We start from the raw sequence: 19,420 nt of genomic DNA, 5'->3' as shown, positions 1-19,420 counted from the left end.
ATTTATTTTCAAAATGTCAAGGGATTTTTCAATTTTTTGTTTTAATTTTATTTTTCAATCTTTATTTACAAATTTAAAATTATGCAAACAAAACAAAAACCACTAAACCAAGGGTAAATTACCTATAGTTTAGTGGTTTAAATTTAGAAATTATCCAAAGGCTGAGTCAAGTACCATCATAACAACAAAACCTACTGCTACACCGATTGTACCGATATTAGAATGTTTGCCTTGTTGTGACTCAGGAATAAGCTCCTCAGTTACAACATAAATCATTGCACCGGCAGCAAAAGACAAAAAGTATGGCAATATAGAACTTATCATACTTGCAAATACTAATGTAAGTACTGCACCGATAGGCTCAACTACACCTGAAAGCACACCCATAACAAAAGCCTTTCCTTTGTTCATTCCTCTATCCTTTAGTGGCAAAGAAATTATTGCACCTTCCGGAAAATTTTGAATTGCGATACCTACTGCCAAAGAAAAAGCACCTGCTACTGAAATACTTGTATCCTTCATCATTGCACTTGCAAAAGTAATGCCTACTGCCATTCCCTCCGGAATATTATGTAGAGTAACTGCCAGAACAAGCATTGTACTTTTTGAAAGACTGGACTTTACACCTTCAGGTTGATTACTGTCTAAATGAAGATGAGGAATCACACTATCCAGCAACAATAAAAAGCCTATACCTAACAAAAACCCCACACTTGCCGGAATATACTTTACTATTCCCTTTTCCTCAGCAAGTTCCATTGATGGAATTAACAGTGACCACACAGAAGCAGCAATCATTATTCCCGATGCAAAACCAAGCATAAACTTTTGCAATTTTGGATTTAATTGATTTTTAGAAAACAACACCAATGCCGAGCCAAGGGATGTTCCCAAAAATGGAATTAAAATAATTATTAAACCTTGTAATATCATTTTTCACCTACCTATATAATTCATATGCTGTAAAACAAATCATATATCAGTAAATAACGAATACAAAATTAAATATTACTCATTTACTTCTCCATTATATCATAAGAGTAAAAATCTGTCATCTGATATTATTTAGAAATGTTTTCCACATTATATTGACAAATTGATAAAAACTTAATAGCAAGACGAAAGGGTTGCCCCACCAACACACCAGGAGCAACCCTTCAGGAAATAAATCTTATGTATAAGACTTTAGCCTATAATATAGGCAATTAAATTTTATTTTTTACATTTCTTCAACATCTACAATAACTGTCCAAGTTACCTTTTTACTAGGATAGCCTTTCAGATTTGCAGTAATTGTAGTTTTACCATTGGCTACCGGTAAGACTACACCATTTGCGTTAATCTTAGCAATATTTTCATTAGCTGATTTGTACTGAATACAACTATTGTCCAGATTAGTTACAAAGTCATAGTTATCAACTCTTTTATTAAACTGATATGTGGTGATTCTTCTTGTATAGAAATCATCAAACCATACAGACTTTACACTAGAGCGTAACTTAACATTGGAAGTCTTCATAGATACTGTATATGTAACATCTGCATTAGATTTTTGGGCAGCGTTTCTACTTGCCTTATTATCAACAAAGAATTGTTCCCAATAAATGTAACCGTTTACTTTAAAACAGCCAATACCAACGCTGTTAAATTATTTATTTAAAATGTTCTTTCTATGGGCTGAACTGTTCATCCAGCACTTTACAACCTGCTCAGGAGTTTGCTGATTTAAAGCAATATTTTCACCAACATAGTGTTTCCACTTGTACATTTTAAATGGGTTTTTCTCACCGTTAGGACGGCTATGTGCATAACACAAAGAAATCTCAGCAGCTCGTCTATTAGCTACACCAATAAGACCTTGTGTCATCTTTAACTGTGAAAGTTTCTTTTTCTTTCTTTCCTTGTTGATCAATGTTAGCACTTTGTAGCTATAGCTATAAAGTACCTTTCCTCTTACCTTTTCGTTAACCATAGTGGTAGTAGCTGCACTAACACTTTCAGTTTTTGCGAAAAGTACTGGCAATGATGTTGCAAAAATCATAACACACAAAAATAGCGAAATGAATTTCATTACTTTTTTCATTACCGGCACCTCCATTCCTCATTTTTCATTCTGTCTCTTTATATATATTTAAATAATTTTGTCCACACATTTATAATTATACAATTTCTTTGTTATATGAGGAAAGGACCACAAATGTGGTCCTTTCCATGGAAGAAAGAGAATAGAGAATTAATAAATTCTCAAGAAATGGAGAACAAAATTTATATTGAAATAGGTGTTACCCTATAACAAACTTATTAGTATGATTATTCTTTAACTTCTGCAATAACCTTTTCAGCTACATTAGCAGGTGCATCTTCATATCTTGCAAAGTCAAGAGTAAAGCTACCTCTGCCTTGTGTAACCTGTTTAATAAAGGTATTGAAGTCACCCATCTCAGCCATTGGAACTTCTGCTTCAATCACCTGCATACCATTAGGTGTTGAATCCATACCAATAACTCTGCCTCGTCTTTTTGTAACTTCACCCATAATGTCCCCGGTATGTGTTTCCGGAACTGTTACCTTTAATGAACCAATTGGTTCAAGTAAAGTAGGTTTAGCTTGTGTAATGCCATTCTTAAAAGCAATTGATGCTGCCATTTTAAATGACATTTCAGATGAGTCAACCGGATGGTAGCTACCATCATACAAGTTAGCTTTTACCCCAACAACCGGATAACCGGCTAATGGGCCTTTTTTCATTGAGTCCTGTAGTCCTTTTTCAACAGCCGGGAAAAATCCCTTTGGAACAGAACCACCAACAACTGTTTGTGTAAATTCAAGTCCATCACTGTCACTAGGAGAGAACTCAATCCACACATCACCAAACTGACCGTGACCACCACTTTGTTTTTTGTGACGACCTTGTACCTTAACAGTACCACGAATTGTTTCTCTATAGGCTACCTTTGGTTTCTTCAACTTAACATCAATGTTGTACTTTGACTTTAGTTTACTAACAATAACATCAAGTTGTTGTTCACCTAAACCTGTAACAACTCTTTCGTGAGTTTCGTGATTGTGTACATATTTAATAGTTGGGTCTTCTTCCATTAATTTAAGAATACCCTGAGTAATTTTTTCTTCGTCATCCTTACTGTCAGCATATACTGCCATAGAAAGGTTAGCAACAGGATAATCAATACCGTCAAGTGTTACTTTTCTAAGTGGTGAACAAAGTGTATCACCTGATAAAGTATCAGAAAGTTTTGGTATTGCACCAATATCACCTGCTGAGATGAATGGTGTATCTTCCTGTTTCTTACCTTTTACAGTAAGAACCTTGGTAACTCTTTCATTTGCACCTGTCCTCATATTTACAAGAGGTGTGTCAGTAGAAATTTTACCACTAAGAACTTTTATATAACTTAATTTCCCCACAAATGGGTCAATAACAGTTTTAAACACTATTGCAGTTGGTACACCATCAGAATTAACTGTAACTTCTACTGGCTCTCCATTAACATCTGAGCCGATTTCTGCACCTGACTCCGCTTTTGGAGCAAGCCAAGTAAGTGAATTCAATAACTGGTCAATACCGTATGTATTATGTGCATCACCACAGAATACAGGTATAATTGTACCTTCTCTAACACCTTGTGAAACACCAAGGATAATTTCTTCAGGAGTAAATTCTTCCCCTTCAATAAACTTCTCTAGTAGTTCTTCTGATGTTTCTGCAACAGCCTCTTTGATAGCCTCTCTAAGACCATCAAATCTAGTACCTAAGTCAGGCATATCGGTTGGTTCAACCTTGCCTCCCTCAGAGTACTTATAGGCTCTATATTCAAAAAGGTTTACATATACTTCAGCCTTACCGTCGTTAATGTAAGGAACAACAACAGGACAAACTGCCGGACCAAAAACTGTCTTTAAATCTTCAAACACCCTATAGAATCTGGCACTTTCATCACATAGTCCGTTAACAAAGAACATCTTTGTTTTGCCCATCTCAGTAGCCATATTAACTACTTTCTCAGTTCCTACATCGACTCCATCCTTACCGGATACGACAACCAGCACACTTTCTGCAGCTCTCATACCCTCTGCGATACCACCGGAAAAATCAAACAGTCCCGGTGTATCGATAAGATTAATCTTTGTATTTTTCCATTCAACCGGAGCAACAGCAGTAAGAACAGAAGATTTTCTCTTAACTTCTTCTGGGTCATAATCCAGAGAAGTGTTTCCTTCTTCAATTTTCCCGAGTCTTGAAACATTTCCTGTCAAATATAGCATACTTTCGGCAACAGAGGTTTTACCTGAACCTTTGTGACCGGCTAATGCAATATTGAGAATATGTTTGGAATCATAATTTCTCATTGGATTAAATCTCCTTAATTAAATGTGTAAACATTAATCTCTTTTGATTACAGTTATATTATAACACCCTTGTTCAAAATATACAATATTTTTTAGTAATTTAATATTATTTTCGATTTTATTAACAACATAAACTAATTGTAATTGTATATTTTAACCAATGGAATGTATAAATTGCATAAATTTATGCCTTGTATTTTGAACAATAAAACCACTATTTCATATTAATTATATTTTACAATGTGTACAAAAAAGAACTTATATAATATATTTTTTCTCTCTTATTTTTACTATTAATATATTTTATTATGATATATAATAGGTTTAACCGAAAGGAGCATAGTAATGAATAAAATTAACAATAAAATAATCACTTCTGTATTATGTATTGTGCTAGTACTTTTATTTTCAAGTTGTAGTACGCAAAAGGAAAATAATAGCAGTAGTTCTGCTACTGTATCAACAATTGAAACTACATCTTCCTCAACAGAACCTACCACAACAACAGTTGAACCTACTACTAATATTGAAGAAACTTTTGATAAAAGTTTAGACAATTACATTAGCCAAATGACTACCGATGAAAAGGTAGGTCAAATGTTTTATGTTAGATGTCCCGATACTGATGCACTTGAACAAATAAATCAATATCATATTGGTGGATATATTCTTTTTGGCAAAGACTTTCAAAATAAAACTAAAGAAGAAGTAAAAAGCACTATTAAATCATATCAAGATAAGGCTAAAATACCACTACTTATTGGTGTTGATGAAGAAGGTGGTACTGTTGTAAGAGTCAGTAGCAACCCTAACCTAAGAGAAAGTCCTTTTCTTTCACCTAAAGATACTTTTGCAAATGGTGGTTGGGACGGTATTATAAATGATGCTGAAGAAAAAGCTAAACTTTTACTTTCACTTGGAATTAATGTAAATATGGCACCTGATTGTGATATTACTTCTGATACAAATGGGTTTATGTATGACCGTTCATTTAGTGACAATGTTGATGATGTTGATAAATTTGTCAGTACAGTTGTTAGCACCTCAAAAGAAAATCACCTAGGCACTGTACTAAAGCATTTTCCCGGTTATGGAAACAATGTTGATACCCACACTGGCATTGCATATGACAACAGAGATTATTCTGAATTTACCGAAAAAGATTTTAAACCGTTTATTACCGGTATAAATGCCGGTGCTGACTGTATTCTTGTTTCTCACAACATAGTAAACTGTATGGACAAAAATTATCCGGCATCCTTATCAGAGAATGTACACAAGATTATTAGAAATCAGCTTAATTTTAATGGTGTTATAATGACTGATGACTTAATTATGGATGCAATCACCCAGTTTACCGGTGATGAATCGGCAGCAGTCATTGCAACAAAAGCAGGTAACGACCTACTATGTTGTTCATCGGTTGACACTCAATATCCGGCAGTATTAAATACAGTTAAGAATAATGAAATACCTATTAGCCAAATTAATGATTCTGTAAAAAGAATTTTAAAATGGAAAATTGACCTTGGTATTCTTGATGTTGACACAATATTAAATAGCTAATTAATTACAAAAAAATAATAAGTAGGTCATATTCCCTACTTAGACGAAACAAAGCCCTATTCATTACGAATAGGGCTTTTAGCTAATTATTTTTTAGATTGTATTATTAAAACATTTTAGATTAATTATTATTATTTTTTAACTGTTACCTTACAAGTAGCAGACTTCTTGCTACCATCTTTAGCAGTAAATGTAACCTTAGTTGTACCCTTCTTAACAGCAGTAATCTTAACTGTCTTACCGGACTTAACTGTTGAAGCAGAAACCTTAGCAACCTTTGTGTTAGCAGACTTAACTGCAACATTCTTGTTGTAAGCATTCTTAGGAGCAACTGTTACCTTAACATTGTAAGAAGAACCCTTCTTAGGAAGAACAACATTTGTCTTGCCTAAAGTAATCTTAGATACTGACTGACGAACTGTTACTGTACATGTTGCAGACTTTCTGCTACCGTCCTTTGCAGTTGCAGTAATCTTAACTGTACCTGCCTTAACACCTGTAACTACACCGTTAGAAGCAACCTTAGCAATTTTTGTGTTAGATGACTTCCAAGTTAATTCCTTCTTAGATGCGTTAGCTGGGTTAACCTTAGCCTTTAGAGCTAACTTCTTACCTGTATACATTGTTGCTTTCTTTGATAGAGAAATGCTTGTTACAGGTTGGTTAACTACTACTAGGCAGTAAGCAGTAAGATTTGAACCGTCAGTAGTCTTTACAGTAATAGTAGCTCTACCTGCCTTAACACCCTTAACTACACCATTAGATACAGTAGCAATCTTTGTGTTAGAAGATGACCAAGCTAGATTCTTGTTAGTAGCATTTTTAGGCTCTAGTGAATAAACCAACTTAGCTGTCTTGCCAATATTTACACCAACAGACTTTTGAACATACAACTCTTTTACAAGAACAGGAGTTGTTGGTGATGGTGTTGAAGATGTAACTGTTGGAGTAGTTGAAGATGGCTCTGTATTTGTTGGTTCAGGCTTAGTTGTTGATGGTTCGGTATTTGTCTTTGTAGTTGTTGTTTCTGTTGGCTTTGGAGTAGCTGTAACAACTTCACGAGTGATTAGTCTTTCAGGGTTAAGAATAATACCATCATCAACAATCATATCAACATCGTTACCGTCAGCAACTTCCCAAACATTGTTAACTACATAGCTACCGGCCTGACGAACTGTAAACTTAATTCTGTAGAAGTTTACTTCGTTATAGAACTTGTAGTTACTGTTAATATCAACACCGGTATAATATACTAAACCTTTGTTAAGAGTGTTAGTCATAATACCTGTTGTTACATCCGGCATTTCAAAGCTTTCAAGCTGTAGTCCGTCATAATCATATGTTACATGACCCTGGAAATCTTCCCAAATACAGTCGGACTTTACGAAGTAATCAATAGTAACTGTGTCACCAACATTAGCAACTACACCGTTAACTGTAGCAGTTTCTTCAGCACTTGCTGATGTTACTGCAACTGTACCCATAGCAGTTAGCATTAGAACTGCTAAAAGTATTGAAACTACTTTTCTCATTGTTTTGACCTCCTTTTTAATAATATTAATCTAAAAATTTAAGCTCATAATTATAGACTTCTTACCTTGATAACACCATCAACATTAACTTCTGTGTTTGTAGCATTATCAATAATTGTGTAGCTAAAATCACCTCTTGTAGCAGTTGCAAAGTCATCAGAACCTGTTGCCTTTACAATAGCATCTGTATCAGCATCAGCTTTAGCAATTACACATACTCTTGTGCCACCTGTCTTATCCTTTGATAGACAAGGTAGGTTTACAGAGTTTACGATATTACCGTTTTCTAGGTAATCCTTAACTTCTGTTGCTGCCATAACAGCACAGTTGTCTTCACTTTCAGGAGTTGAAGCACCTAGGTGAGGCATTGCAATAACACCATCTTCACCAAGAATATCATCTGTAGCAAAGTCAGTTACATAAGCACTCATCTTGCCACTCTTTAGTGCATCAAGAATATCTGTTGAATTTACAAGACCGTCACGGCTATAGTTAAGAACTCTTACACCGTCTTTCATCTTGCTGATTGTTTCTTTATTAATCATACCACGAGTACCGTCATTTAGAGGAACATGAACTGTGATATAGTCAGCTTCTGCATAAACTTCATCGTTAGTTTCAACAATCTTACAGTCAACTAACTTAGCCTTATTTGCTTCACTTAGGAATGGGTCGCAACCAACAACCTTCATACCTAAAGCTGAAGCTACATTAGCAACCTTGATACCGATAGCACCAAGACCGATAACACCTAATGTTTTGCCCATAATTTCAGGACCGGCAAAGTTTGACTTACCTTTTTCAACCATTTTGCCAACCTGATCACCGTTGCCCTTTAGAGTCTTAGCCCATTCAATACCGTTAACAATCTTTCTTGAAGACATTAACAGACCTGCAACAACAAGTTCCTTAACTGCATTAGCATTAGCACCGGGTGAGTTAAATACTACGATACCCTTTTCTGCACAATCCTTAATAGGAATGTTGTTAACACCTGCACCTGCTCTTGCAATAGCAAGTAGGCTTTCAGGCATTTCCATTTCGTGCATTGATGCTGAACGAACAAGAACAGCAACAGGATTTGTTTCATTATCAGAAACTGTATAGTTATCGCCAAGAATGTCTGTACCACACTTAGCGATTTTATTTAAAGTTAGTACATTGTACATCAGTAATTCTCCTCACAATAAATAGACTTGATTAAGCGTTTTCTTCTTCAAACTTCTTCATAAATTCTACTAGCTTTTCAACGCCTTCATATGGCATAGCATTGTAGATAGAAGCTCTCATACCACCAACAGTACGGTGACCCTTAATGTTAACGAAACCTGCCTTAGTTGCTTCTTCAACAAACTTAGCGTCCATATCCTTGTCGCCTGTAACGAAAGGAACATTCATAAGGCTTCTGTCTTCTTTAACTACTGTACCCTTAAATAGCTTTGAGTTATCTAGGAAGTCATAAAGAACCTTAGCTTTCTTTTCGTTAAGTTCTTTCATCTTATCTAGGCCACCAACTTCGTTCTTAATCCATTCAAGAACTAGCTTTGCAACATAAATTGTCCAGCATGGAGGTGTGTTGAATAGAGAATTTGCATCTGCATGAGTCTTGTAGTTAAACATTGTTGGAGTAATATCCATTGCATTGCCGATTAGGTCTTCACGAATAATAACAATTGTTAGACCTGCAGGAGCAAGGTTCTTCTGAGCACCGGCAATTAGGCAACCAAACTTGCTAACATCAATTGGTTCACTCATAATGCAAGAAGAAATATCAGCTACAAGTGGAATATCACCTGTGTCTGGTAGTTCGTGATAAACAGTACCGTAAATTGTATTGTTCATACAAATATAGAAATAGTCAGCATCCTTAGAGAATGTTGATTTGTCTAGCTTAGGAATATATGTGAAAGTCTTGTCTTCGGAAGATGCAACAATATTAACTTCACCATATCTGGCAGCTTCTTTAGCAGCTTTCTTAGCCCACTGACCTGTGATAACATAGTCAGCCTTGTTATTCTTGTTCATTAGGTTCATTGGAACCATAGCAAACTGTGAAGAACAACCACCCTGTAGGAATAGAACCTTGTAGTTATCAGGAATATTCATTACTTCTCTTAGTAATGCTTCGCAATCCTTGATGATACCATCAAACTGCTTACTTCTGTGTGACATTTCCATTACGGACTGACCGCAACCCTGATAATCAAGCATTTCATCTGCTGCTTTCTTTAGAACCGGTTCAGGTAACATTGATGGACCTGCTGAAAAATTATAGACTCTTGACATTTTAAAAATCTCCTTATCTGATATCAAAATATTTCAAACCGACAGTTAAGTCGATTATACTCATAAATCACTAATAAAATTATATTACTTTAACATCTTAAAGTCAACAAATTAACTTTTTACATAATGTACAAATCATTATGCAAAAGTAAACTTTTTGTTAACAAGGTTAAACTGTAAAAAATTACTTTAACTTCATTTCACCAATAACAGACTTTAGGTCATCTCTCATACGGATAGCTTCCTGTCTTGCAGCCTTAGCATAATCCTTTTCATCAAGGCCTTCAATCTTCTGCCATGCACACATAATGCCTCTTGATGAGTTAACAATAGCACCAATACCGTTCTGGTCAAATGCACCCTTACAGTCATTAGCACCACCACCCTGAGCACCATAACCGGGTACTAGGAAGAATGTCTTAGGAAGTTCACCTCTTAGTTCAGTTAGCATTTCAGGATATGTTGCACCTACAACTGCACCTACGCCACTGTAACCATACTTGCCAACTACCTTTTTGCCCCAATCTTCACACATTCTGCCCATATGTAGGTAAACTGTTTCGTCACCTCTGAATTCAAGGTTCTGTAATTCACCTGATGATGGGTTAGATGTTTTAACTAGAACAAAGATACCCTTGTCTTTTTCTTCACAAATTGTTAGTAGAGGGTTAATACCGTCAGAACCTAGGTAGCCGTTTACTGTTAATGCATCGCCACCAAAAGCTTCTTCCTTTTCACCGTCAATATCAGTTTCACCAAGGTGAGCAATAGCATATGCTTCCATAGTTGTACCAATATCGTTTCTCTTACCGTCTGTAATAACAAACATACCCTTTGACTTAGCATACTTAATAGTTTCTGCTAAAGCTCTTACACCGTACCAACCGTACATTTCATAATATGCACATTGTGGCTTTACTGCCGGAACAATATCATAAAGTTCATCAATTAAACCTTTGTTATATGTAAGAATTGCATCAGCAGCACCCTCAAGTGTCTTGCCATACTTTTTAAATGATTCTTCCTTAATATATTCAGGAATGTAAGCTAGTTTTGGGTCAAGACCTGCAACAGTTGGGTTTTGCTTTTCTACAATTTTCTCAATTAGTCTATCAAATGACATAATAAATTCTCCTTCTTAAACACCATAAGTTTCTCTGTACTTCTTCATAGCGTCTAGGTGTTCTTTACCTTCAACAACACCATCTTCAATAGCCTTAATAATATCGTCCATTGTAACTACAGAGTGAACTTTGATACCAAATTCTTCTTCCACTTCTTGAACGGCAGACTTCTTGCCACCCTTACCGATTTCCATTCTATCAACAGAAATAACCATATCCTTAACATTTGCGTTACAGATACCCTTGATTTTTTCCATTGACTCTCTTAGTGCTTTACCGGAAGTAATAACATCATCAACAAATACAAGTGTATCATTTTCGCCAAACTGATAGCCGATAATCATACCACCTTCACCGTGGTCCTTGACTTCTTTTCTATCAAAGCAATAGTTCATATCAACACCGAATTTGTTGTTAAGGATAATACCTGTTGCAATTGCAAGAGGGATACCCTTATAGGCTGGACCAAAGATAGCGTCACCCTTAATGTTGTTATCCATAATACATTCAGCATAGAATTCACCAAGTTTGGAAATCTGAGAGCCAGACTTGTAGTTGCCTGTATTGATGAAATATGGCGACAATCTACCACTCTTTAGAGTGAATTCCCCGAAACGAAGAATACCACCATTTACCATAAATTTAATAAATTCTTCTTTGTAAGTAAGTCCATTACCCATTTTTTTACTCCTTTTTATATATTTTAAACTTATTAATAACTAATTTATATGAAACTAATTATATAGTCAGTCTTCTTCAAAAACTACCTTGCCTTCAAGGATAGTCTTTACAACCTTACCTTTCATTTTCATACCCTTGAAAGGTGTGTTCTTACTTTTGCCATGTAGCTTATCTCTGTCAACAATCCATTCCTTGTCAACATCTACAAGGGCAATATCAGCCAAAGCACCTGTCTTTAGAGAACCGGCATTGATTTTTAGAATCTTTGCAGGTGTTGTACTCATTAACTTTGCAATATCAAGTAGAGAAAAGTCTCCATTATGGTATAGCACTGTTAGTGCTGCTGCTAATGAAGTTTCCATACCGATAGAGCCGTTAGGTGCTTTCTCAAAATCCTTTTTATCCTCTTCTGTATGAGGAGCATGGTCTGTTGCAATACAATCAAGTGTACCGTCAGCAAGACCTTCTATAATTGCTAATCTATCTTCTTCTGTTCTTAGAGGTGGGTTCATTCTGTAATCGGCATCCCTTTTCTCAAGAACATCTTCTGTTAAAGTAAAGTAATGTGGTGCTGTTTCGGCAGTAACCTTAACACCATCTTCCTTAGCCTCTCTAATCATTTGTACAGAAGTCTTTGTGCTTACATGACAAACATGAATCGGTACATTATTCTCTTTAGCTAAGTTAATTTCTCTCTTTGTACCTTTATCTTCAGCTTCGGCAGGAATACCCTTAATTCCTAGCTTTTTGGACATTTTGCCTTCATTAATCTTGCCACCGTCAGCAAGTTCAAGGTCCTCACAATGAGCAACAACTGTCATACCAAGTTCAGGGGCTTTCTTCATAGCAGAAGCCATAATTTCAGGGTCAAGTACAGGTCTGCCATCATCAGAAAGACCGATAGCACCGGCTTTTCTAAGTGCTTTTAGGTCAGTAGGTTCTTTACCCTCAAGACCCATTGTAATTGAACCGGCAATATAAACTCTTGACTTACAGTTCTTTGCTTTTTCTTTAATGTAACTGATTACACCGGCATTATCAATTGTTGGGTTAGTGTTTGGCATACATAGTAAGCTGGTAACACCACCGGCTGCTGCTGCATTAGTACCGGTAATAATGTCTTCCTTTTCTTCTTGACCGGGATCACGAAGGTGAACATGAAGGTCAACAAGACCCGGCATTGCTACAAGACCTGTACCGTCAATTACTGTGTCTTGTTCTGTTTTTCTAAATGGGTCTGCTATTCTACCGTTATTTACATATAGATTAGCAACCTCATCTCTTTGTTCTTCCGGAGAAATGATACGAACATTCTCGATAATCAATCTGTTAATAAAAATCACCCTTAAAATTTTCTTCTGGAACTACCCTTAGAGCGTTTATTCTTCTTGTTTCTTCTAGAATTATCTCTTCTAGGAGGTCTTTGGCTAGTTCTGTTATTTTTAGTATTCTCATATTCTTCAAAGAAATCACTATAATCTACTTTATCCGTACTAGTGTTCTTTGGTTCTTCAGTTAGGTTTTCTACATTTCTATGAGCCTCACGGATTAAATCTCTCTCGATTTTATCCATATTTTCAGAAGTTTCATAGCCATCTACACCGTCAAAGAAAGCATCAGGTCTGTTTGCACCTGTAGCAGTATGGCGATTTTTTCTTGCTCTGTCTCTTTCTCTGTTTCTCTTTCTGTCGTTATTATGGATTTCTTCATCAATTTCTCTTAGTCTTTTTCTTAACTTTTTCTTTCTTCTGTGACTGATGATAATGATAAAGATAATCAGTAATACTAAGACACCACCAACAATACAAACAAATGTGATAATGTTAGCATCCCAAAAACCTTTCTCACTATCATATGTTGCAGATTCAAGAACAGAATTTAAAAGGTCCTTATCGTCATCACTGACTGCACCGTCAGCAGAAACCAAGTTAAAATGATAATACTTACCGTCAACCAATGTATCACCCTGCATTGAGTAAGTAACCTCTGCATCAGTACTGTTATTGATTTTTGACTGAATCATAGAAGTGAAATAAACCAGATTGTTGTAATTTTCGATAGAACAACTTTCACAACCATCATTCTTTTGATAAGAATCTTTAATTGTGTTTAGCTGACTTTCACTTAAAGTGTTGTAGTTTTTTACTTTTTTACTATTCTTATCCTCTGTAACAGTAACAGTAAGTGTCTGTGTTGCATCGGCAGAATAAGCTACAAGGTACATATCAAGGTCAGTTAAGTCCTTGCCGCTTGTACCGTACTTTTTATAAACTTCATCATTAGTTGATGTTTCTCTGGTAATAACATTCATATAAGCAGGAAGGCTGATTTTCAGTCCAATTTCCTGAATCTTATAATCTCTAACTGTGTCTCCGGAAACTGTTATTAATGTAGTAGAAATCATAATTATCACAGTTGCAATTAGTGATAATAGTCTTTTCGTTCCCTTGTTTATCATATATTTTCCTCCATAGAAATCCAATATACTAATATACACATTACCATTATACTGTTTTTTCATAGAAAATACAAGGAAAGTTGTAAATTAAATTTTTAATTTTCTGTGTTGTAAATAGATATGACCCATTTTAGGGTAAAAATAAAATACGATTTAATATTTCGCTTGTTTTACTGACTTTTGATTATGAATATTAATTAATGAATGGATTTCAATTCTAACTTTTCACTCAATAACTGCATTGGACTCTTGTAATCAAGTGTTCTCATTGTTTTGTTATTACTCCATTCCAAATGTCCTTTTAATTTTGTGTTTAATTCTTCAATATTTCTGAATGTTTCCCATTCATAGAAATATCTTTGGTCGTTTCTATGACTTCTTTCTACCTTTCCGTTGTGCCAAGGTGTTCGTGGTGGTATTAATTTATGATTTATACCTAGTTTGTTTAATTCTATTTCAAAAGGACTTTTCACTTCACTGCTCTGATATTTATATGTGAACTCTCTTCCGTTATCTGTTTGAATAGTCTGTATTTTAAACGGAAATTCTTTCAATAACATTTTCAAAATTTGGTTGAGTTTTCCAGTGTATGTTCTTCAAACCCATATACAAATCTCATCCTTGTACATTCATCTATTGCAGTCCATTGATAAAAATGCTTTCCGTCCCTTAAAGCCTTACCTCTTAAGCAATTATATGGCACTTCTTTTACATCTATCTGCACCTTTTCTCCAGGTATTAACAGTTCCGGATATCTTCTATGCTTACGGCTCTTTTTCTTGGTCTTTTTATATTTTACTAAGCCCATTCTTTTAGCTGCATATATCATTCCTGAGTAGCTTCTTGTATATCCTTTTCTCTTTAAATCACTGTATACTCCATCCCATCCATATCTTTCATAGCACTTTTTGAAAGAATTTCTAATTTGTCTTTCTTCTCTTTTTGTGTGCCTGTTAGGATGACTATGTGGTCTGTGTGATTTAGGCAATAGCGATTGCCAGGTACCGTCATATTGGTTACACCATCTCTTTACGCTTGAAAGACTTACACCGTACACTCTACTTGCTTTGCTTTTTCCTTTTCTTAGTGCGTATTTTACTATGGCTTGCTTTTTCTTTGCTTCTTGTGTTATCATATTCATGAGGAGTACTTCTTTCTTAGGTTAATGTTTTTTAGCGATTCCATTATACCATATTTTGAAGTTACTCCTCTTTTTTATTGGGTCATATCATTTTAGCACATACAAGTTGTAAATTAAATTTTTAATTTTGTCTGTGGGTTAAAGTGAGAAAGATAAATTTAAATAAATTTGGTTTTCAATTTTACTGCATATGAAGATAAATCATTTCTGCAAATTTGGGTTTGTGGGGATGATTAAATATGAAAAGTGTAAACTATGTCCTTGTATAAACTGTAAACTATGTGGTTGCACAATTCATAATACAATATTATTTTGTAGCATAAACTGTACCATATTTTATATCATATTTTGGCTTACAGTCGTAGGGGCGAACATCGTTCGCCCGTAAAAAAGTGCGATACCTATGGGATTATTGTCCTATGTAGAAACTAAAAATTATAACTTACCATATAGGGCAAAGTACCTATATAAAGGCTAGTTTGTAACGGTCCAACAATGTTGGACCCTACACCTGTGAGTCATAGTTACATATAATTTTAAGTGCATATTCTCACTATGAATTTTTCTTTATAGACGATTGAATTTGATAATTCACCTTAACCCACAATCAAAATTGAAAAAAACTAGTTTATCTAACAAAACAAAATAGGCATAAGAAAAGGCACTTCAAGTGAAGTGCCTTTAGAATTAAAAACTTTAGACTTAATATTCTTTAAACTTAGATAGAATTATTTTACATTAATCTGAACAAAGCCGATTTCTTCATTCATACCTAACATAGAAACCTGAACCTTAGCCTTAACCTGACCTGCTGAAACACCGGTTACAACATAATCATCAGAAACAGTAGCAATACTTTCATCTAATGAAGTAATCTTTAACATTGCCTTTAATTGGTCAAATATAATCATTCCACCTGTTTGTTTAATAGCTTGTTCAAAGCTTTTCTTGATAGACTCATCAGTTGCACCAACATTGACATTAACTGTCATAACACCTTTGTACTGAGCCTTTGTTAACATAGCTACAGAGTTTGCTGAACCTTTATAGGTAACAATCTTGTAGTAGTATGTTTTATTCATTTCTACCTTAGTATCTGTATAAGAAGACTTATTCTTTGACAGTTTGCTTATTAATGTATAATTGCCATACTTACCGTTAGTTGAACGATATAGCTTGTAACCATCACAACCGTCATTTTTACTCCAATTAATATACATACCCTTTGTTAAAGCCATAGCAGAAATATCTGTTGGTTCAACATAAGTAATTTTTCTTGTTGCACTTACAGCACTTGTTGAATTATTTCTTCTTGCAACAACTCTATAGTAGCAAGTTTTTACATCATAAAGATTTTCGTCAACAAAGTAAGAAGTGTTGCCTGTTGTCTTGATTTTGCTTAGCTTACCGTTACCGACTTTTCTGTAAATATCGTACTTATTAGCACCCTTTGACTTTGTCCATGTAATTTTTACACCATAGATATTATCATCAACATCATCAAAATCGTCAAGAGAACCACTACTTAAGATGTCATCAACATCTATTGTACAATCAGGATTCTTAACATAAGACTGAACCTTAACATTCTGTGGTGCAAGTAGTCTTGTGATAGACTTTGTCTTTGACTTTGAAGTTTCTTTGCCTTTAACTGCAACAACCTGATAAGAATAAGTCTTACCTGCTGAAACTTTTTTGTCAAGATACTTTACAGTTTTGTTGTTAGTTTTCTTAACAACTGAATACTTCTTTGCACCGGATGCTTTTCTGTATAATTTATAGCTTTTTGCACCGGAAACCTTTTTCCAACTTACATTAACACCACTTGAAGTGTTGCTAACAGAAACTGTTGTTTTCTTCAATGTTGTCTTTGCAGATGCAGTAATGTCAAATGAAACAAACACAGACACCATAATGCATAGTGAAAGACAAATACTTAATAATCTTTTCATAATTAACCTCCTGAAAATTTATAATAAAAATTATTAGTTTACATTAATTAGGATGAAACCGGCTTCATAACTCTTGCCGTCTAACAATAAATCAAACTTAGCTTTAACTTGACCTTTTGAAACACCGGTTACAACAAAATCTCGTGAAATAGTTGCAATTTTGTTGTTTAATGAAGTAAACCTTAAATACGGTTTTAAATCATCTACTGTAATATCACCTAAATCAGAACGCTTTATCGCTTTTTCAAAGCTCTTCTTAACTGAATCATCAGTAGCTCCAACAGAAACATTAACTGTTTTCATTGGTTTATACTGAGTTTTTGTTATTATTGCAACAGAATTTAATGAACCTTTATATGCAACCATTTTGTAATAATAGGTTTTATTAAATTCTACATTTTTATCAGTAAATTCTAATGTATTTTTTGAAAGTTTAGCTATTAAAGAGTACTTACCGTTTTTACCATTGGTTGAACGATATATTTTGTAACCGTCGATACATTCATTAAAACTAGAACCCCAACCTAAGAACATACCACTTGCATAAGACTCAGTAGAAACTTTTCTTGGGTCAATATAAGTAATTTTTCTTACAGTACTTGATAAACTGGTTGATTTATTTCTTCTTGCTACAACTTTATAGTAACACTTTTTTACTTTGCAACTATCATCATCTATATCATCATCTATATAATAAATATCCTCATCAACATATGCTGATGTGTTACCTGTTGTTTTGATTTTTTCAAACTTTCCACCAACAATTTTCCTATAAATATCGTACTTATTAGCACCCTTAGACTTAGTCCATGTAATTTTTACACCCATTACATTGTTGTCAGGTTCACCAGGATTATCAACAAATAGTTTTGCACTATCTATATCCATATAACCCTTATCTACATAATAGTTATTCTTTACATATGACTGAACTTTTACATTCTTTGGTGCAAGTAGTCTTGTAATAGACTTTGTCTTTGACTTTGAAGTTTCTTTGCCTTTAACTGCAACAACCTGATAAGAATAAGTCTTACCTGCTGATACCTTTTTATCAAGGTACTTTACAGTTTTGTTGTTAGTCTTTTTAACAACTGAATACTTCTTTGCACCGGATGCTTTTCTATATAATTTATAGCTTTTTGCACCGGAAACCTTTTTCCAACTTACATTAACACCACTTGAAGTGTTGCTAACGGAAACTGTTGTTTTCTTCAATGTTGTCTTTGCAGATGCAGTAATGCCAAATGAAACAAACACAGACACCATAATGCATAAAGAAAGACAAACGCTTAGTAATCTTTTCATAAGTACCTCCTTTTACAAATAAAAATTGTATCTCTATAAGCACATTATACTATATTATGGTACAAAATGGAAGTATTTTAAATAAAAATAAATTACTAAGCGTAGAATATTTTGATTAAATTTTATAAAAATTGTACAAACAATGTAACATTATTTTACATTATTTAACTGAGAAATTGTCAATCAATCTTGTTTTGCCGATATAAACTGCCATAGCAACAAGGGTGTTTTCTTTAATTTCCTTAACAGGGTTCATTGTAACACCGTCAACTGCCTCAACATAGTCAATTTTTGCCAATGGTTCATTATTTATAAGTTCTTTCATTTTTGAAATTACAGTTTCTGCATTCTTTTCACCATTAGCAATAATTTCTTTACCTAGATTTACTGCTTTAGATAGGCACAAAGCTGCCTTTCTTTCTTCATCACTTAGGTATGTATTTCTGCTTGACTTTGCAAGACCGTCACTTTCTCTAACAATAGGGCAACCGATAATTTCAATACCATAGGACATATCCTTAACCATTTTACGGATAATTGCAAGTTGCTGAGCATCTTTTTCACCAAAGAATGCTTTGTCAGGAGTTACAATGTTAAATAACTTTGAAACAACAGTACAAACACCTCTAAAGTGAATTGGTCTTGTTTTGCCACAAAGTTGCTTTGGCATATCTGATAGAATTTCTACAAATGTACTGCTGTCTTCATCATACATTTCAGAAACTTCAGGATGGAAAACCAGGTCAGCACCCATTTCTTCACACAACTTTTTATCATTGTCAAAATCTCTAGGATAAGACTCTAAGTCTTCATTAGGTGCAAACTGTGTTGGGTTTAGAAAAACACTGACAACTGTTTTGTCACAATGTTCAACAGATGTTTTAATAAGACTTGCATGACCTTCATGTAAGTAACCCATTGTTGGCACAAGACCTACTGTTAATCCATTTCTCTTCCAATCTTTAACTTGTTGACGAACTTCACTGATTTTTGTTGCTACTGTCATT

At 34.5% G+C, this 19,420-nt stretch carries 17 protein-coding genes; 1 reads left to right on the top strand and 16 read right to left on the bottom strand.

Annotated features, from left to right (window positions below; all coding sequences use genetic code 11):
- Positions 1-150: 150 nt before the first annotated feature.
- The 4 genes from E5Z56_RS06335 to E5Z56_RS06320 form a co-directional block, all read right to left on the bottom strand.
- Positions 151-933, bottom strand: a complete 783-nt coding sequence (locus E5Z56_RS06335) for a ZIP family metal transporter (protein WP_138157071.1) — start codon at positions 931-933, stop codon at positions 151-153.
- 286 nt (positions 934-1,219) lie between these two features.
- On the bottom strand, positions 1,220-1,519 hold the full coding sequence (locus tag E5Z56_RS06330) for an Ig-like domain-containing protein (protein WP_138157070.1): 300 nt from the start codon (positions 1,517-1,519) through the stop codon (positions 1,220-1,222).
- Positions 1,520-1,648: 129 nt separating this feature from the next.
- Positions 1,649-2,083 (bottom strand): CAP domain-containing protein, encoded by a 435-nt coding sequence (locus E5Z56_RS06325; RefSeq protein ID WP_175405398.1) that lies wholly within the window; start codon positions 2,081-2,083, stop codon positions 1,649-1,651.
- Between the two features lie 227 nt (positions 2,084-2,310).
- A complete protein-coding gene (locus tag E5Z56_RS06320) occupies positions 2,311-4,368 on the bottom strand; it encodes an elongation factor G (protein WP_138157068.1) in 2,058 nt (685 codons plus the stop codon).
- A 345-nt stretch (positions 4,369-4,713) separates the two neighbouring features.
- Between E5Z56_RS06320 and E5Z56_RS06315 the strand changes: the two genes are divergently transcribed.
- The gene (locus E5Z56_RS06315; RefSeq protein ID WP_138157067.1) at positions 4,714-5,934 is read left to right on the top strand and encodes a glycoside hydrolase family 3 N-terminal domain-containing protein; all 1,221 of its coding nucleotides are present in this window, start codon (positions 4,714-4,716) and stop codon (positions 5,932-5,934) included.
- Between the two features lie 131 nt (positions 5,935-6,065).
- Here the strand turns inward: E5Z56_RS06315 and E5Z56_RS06310 are convergent, their stop codons facing one another.
- From E5Z56_RS06310 to panC, 12 genes are all read right to left on the bottom strand, one after another.
- Entirely contained in the window at positions 6,066-7,466 is a 1,401-nt protein-coding gene (locus E5Z56_RS06310; protein WP_138157066.1) for an Ig-like domain-containing protein, read from the bottom strand.
- Positions 7,467-7,516: 50 nt separating this feature from the next.
- On the bottom strand, positions 7,517-8,635 hold the full coding sequence (locus E5Z56_RS06305; protein WP_138157065.1) for a 3-phosphoglycerate dehydrogenase: 1,119 nt from the start codon (positions 8,633-8,635) through the stop codon (positions 7,517-7,519).
- A 31-nt stretch (positions 8,636-8,666) separates the two neighbouring features.
- The gene (gene serC, locus E5Z56_RS06300) at positions 8,667-9,752 is read right to left on the bottom strand and encodes a 3-phosphoserine/phosphohydroxythreonine transaminase (RefSeq protein ID WP_138157064.1); all 1,086 of its coding nucleotides are present in this window, start codon (positions 9,750-9,752) and stop codon (positions 8,667-8,669) included.
- 184 nt (positions 9,753-9,936) lie between these two features.
- The gene (gene pyrF / locus E5Z56_RS06295; RefSeq protein ID WP_138157063.1) at positions 9,937-10,875 is read right to left on the bottom strand and encodes an orotidine-5'-phosphate decarboxylase; all 939 of its coding nucleotides are present in this window, start codon (positions 10,873-10,875) and stop codon (positions 9,937-9,939) included.
- 15 nt (positions 10,876-10,890) lie between these two features.
- Positions 10,891-11,556: an orotate phosphoribosyltransferase gene (pyrE, locus tag E5Z56_RS06290; protein ID WP_022505116.1), complete on the bottom strand. Its 666-nt coding sequence runs from the start codon at positions 11,554-11,556 to the stop codon at positions 10,891-10,893.
- 66 nt (positions 11,557-11,622) lie between these two features.
- Positions 11,623-12,900, bottom strand: coding sequence for a dihydroorotase (locus E5Z56_RS06285; protein ID WP_232842410.1), 1,278 nt, complete (start codon positions 12,898-12,900; stop codon positions 11,623-11,625).
- A gap of 2 nt (positions 12,901-12,902) precedes the next feature.
- Positions 12,903-14,015: a hypothetical protein gene (locus E5Z56_RS06280; protein WP_138157062.1), complete on the bottom strand. Its 1,113-nt coding sequence runs from the start codon at positions 14,013-14,015 to the stop codon at positions 12,903-12,905.
- A gap of 197 nt (positions 14,016-14,212) precedes the next feature.
- Positions 14,213-14,575 carry an integrase core domain-containing protein gene (locus tag E5Z56_RS06275; RefSeq protein WP_232842498.1) on the bottom strand — a complete coding sequence of 121 codons (363 nt, stop codon included), beginning with the start codon at positions 14,573-14,575 and terminating at the stop codon, positions 14,213-14,215.
- A gap of 2 nt (positions 14,576-14,577) precedes the next feature.
- The gene (locus E5Z56_RS06270) at positions 14,578-15,150 is read right to left on the bottom strand and encodes a helix-turn-helix domain-containing protein (protein WP_175405397.1); all 573 of its coding nucleotides are present in this window, start codon (positions 15,148-15,150) and stop codon (positions 14,578-14,580) included.
- Between the two features lie 734 nt (positions 15,151-15,884).
- The gene (locus tag E5Z56_RS06265; RefSeq protein ID WP_138157059.1) at positions 15,885-17,108 is read right to left on the bottom strand and encodes a fibronectin type III domain-containing protein; all 1,224 of its coding nucleotides are present in this window, start codon (positions 17,106-17,108) and stop codon (positions 15,885-15,887) included.
- 33 nt (positions 17,109-17,141) lie between these two features.
- Positions 17,142-18,413 (bottom strand): fibronectin type III domain-containing protein, encoded by a 1,272-nt coding sequence (locus E5Z56_RS06260; protein ID WP_138157058.1) that lies wholly within the window; start codon positions 18,411-18,413, stop codon positions 17,142-17,144.
- A 160-nt stretch (positions 18,414-18,573) separates the two neighbouring features.
- Positions 18,574-19,419, bottom strand: a complete 846-nt coding sequence (panC, locus tag E5Z56_RS06255) for a pantoate--beta-alanine ligase (protein WP_138157057.1) — start codon at positions 19,417-19,419, stop codon at positions 18,574-18,576.
- Between the last annotated feature and the right edge of the window lies 1 nt (position 19,420).

Source organism: Ruminococcus bovis, from assembly GCF_005601135.1.
GTDB classification, from domain to species: Bacteria; Bacillota; Clostridia; order Oscillospirales; family Acutalibacteraceae; genus Ruminococcoides; species Ruminococcoides bovis.
Note: the sequence above shows the minus strand (reverse complement) of the source record. Positions and strands in the feature narration are given on the sequence as shown.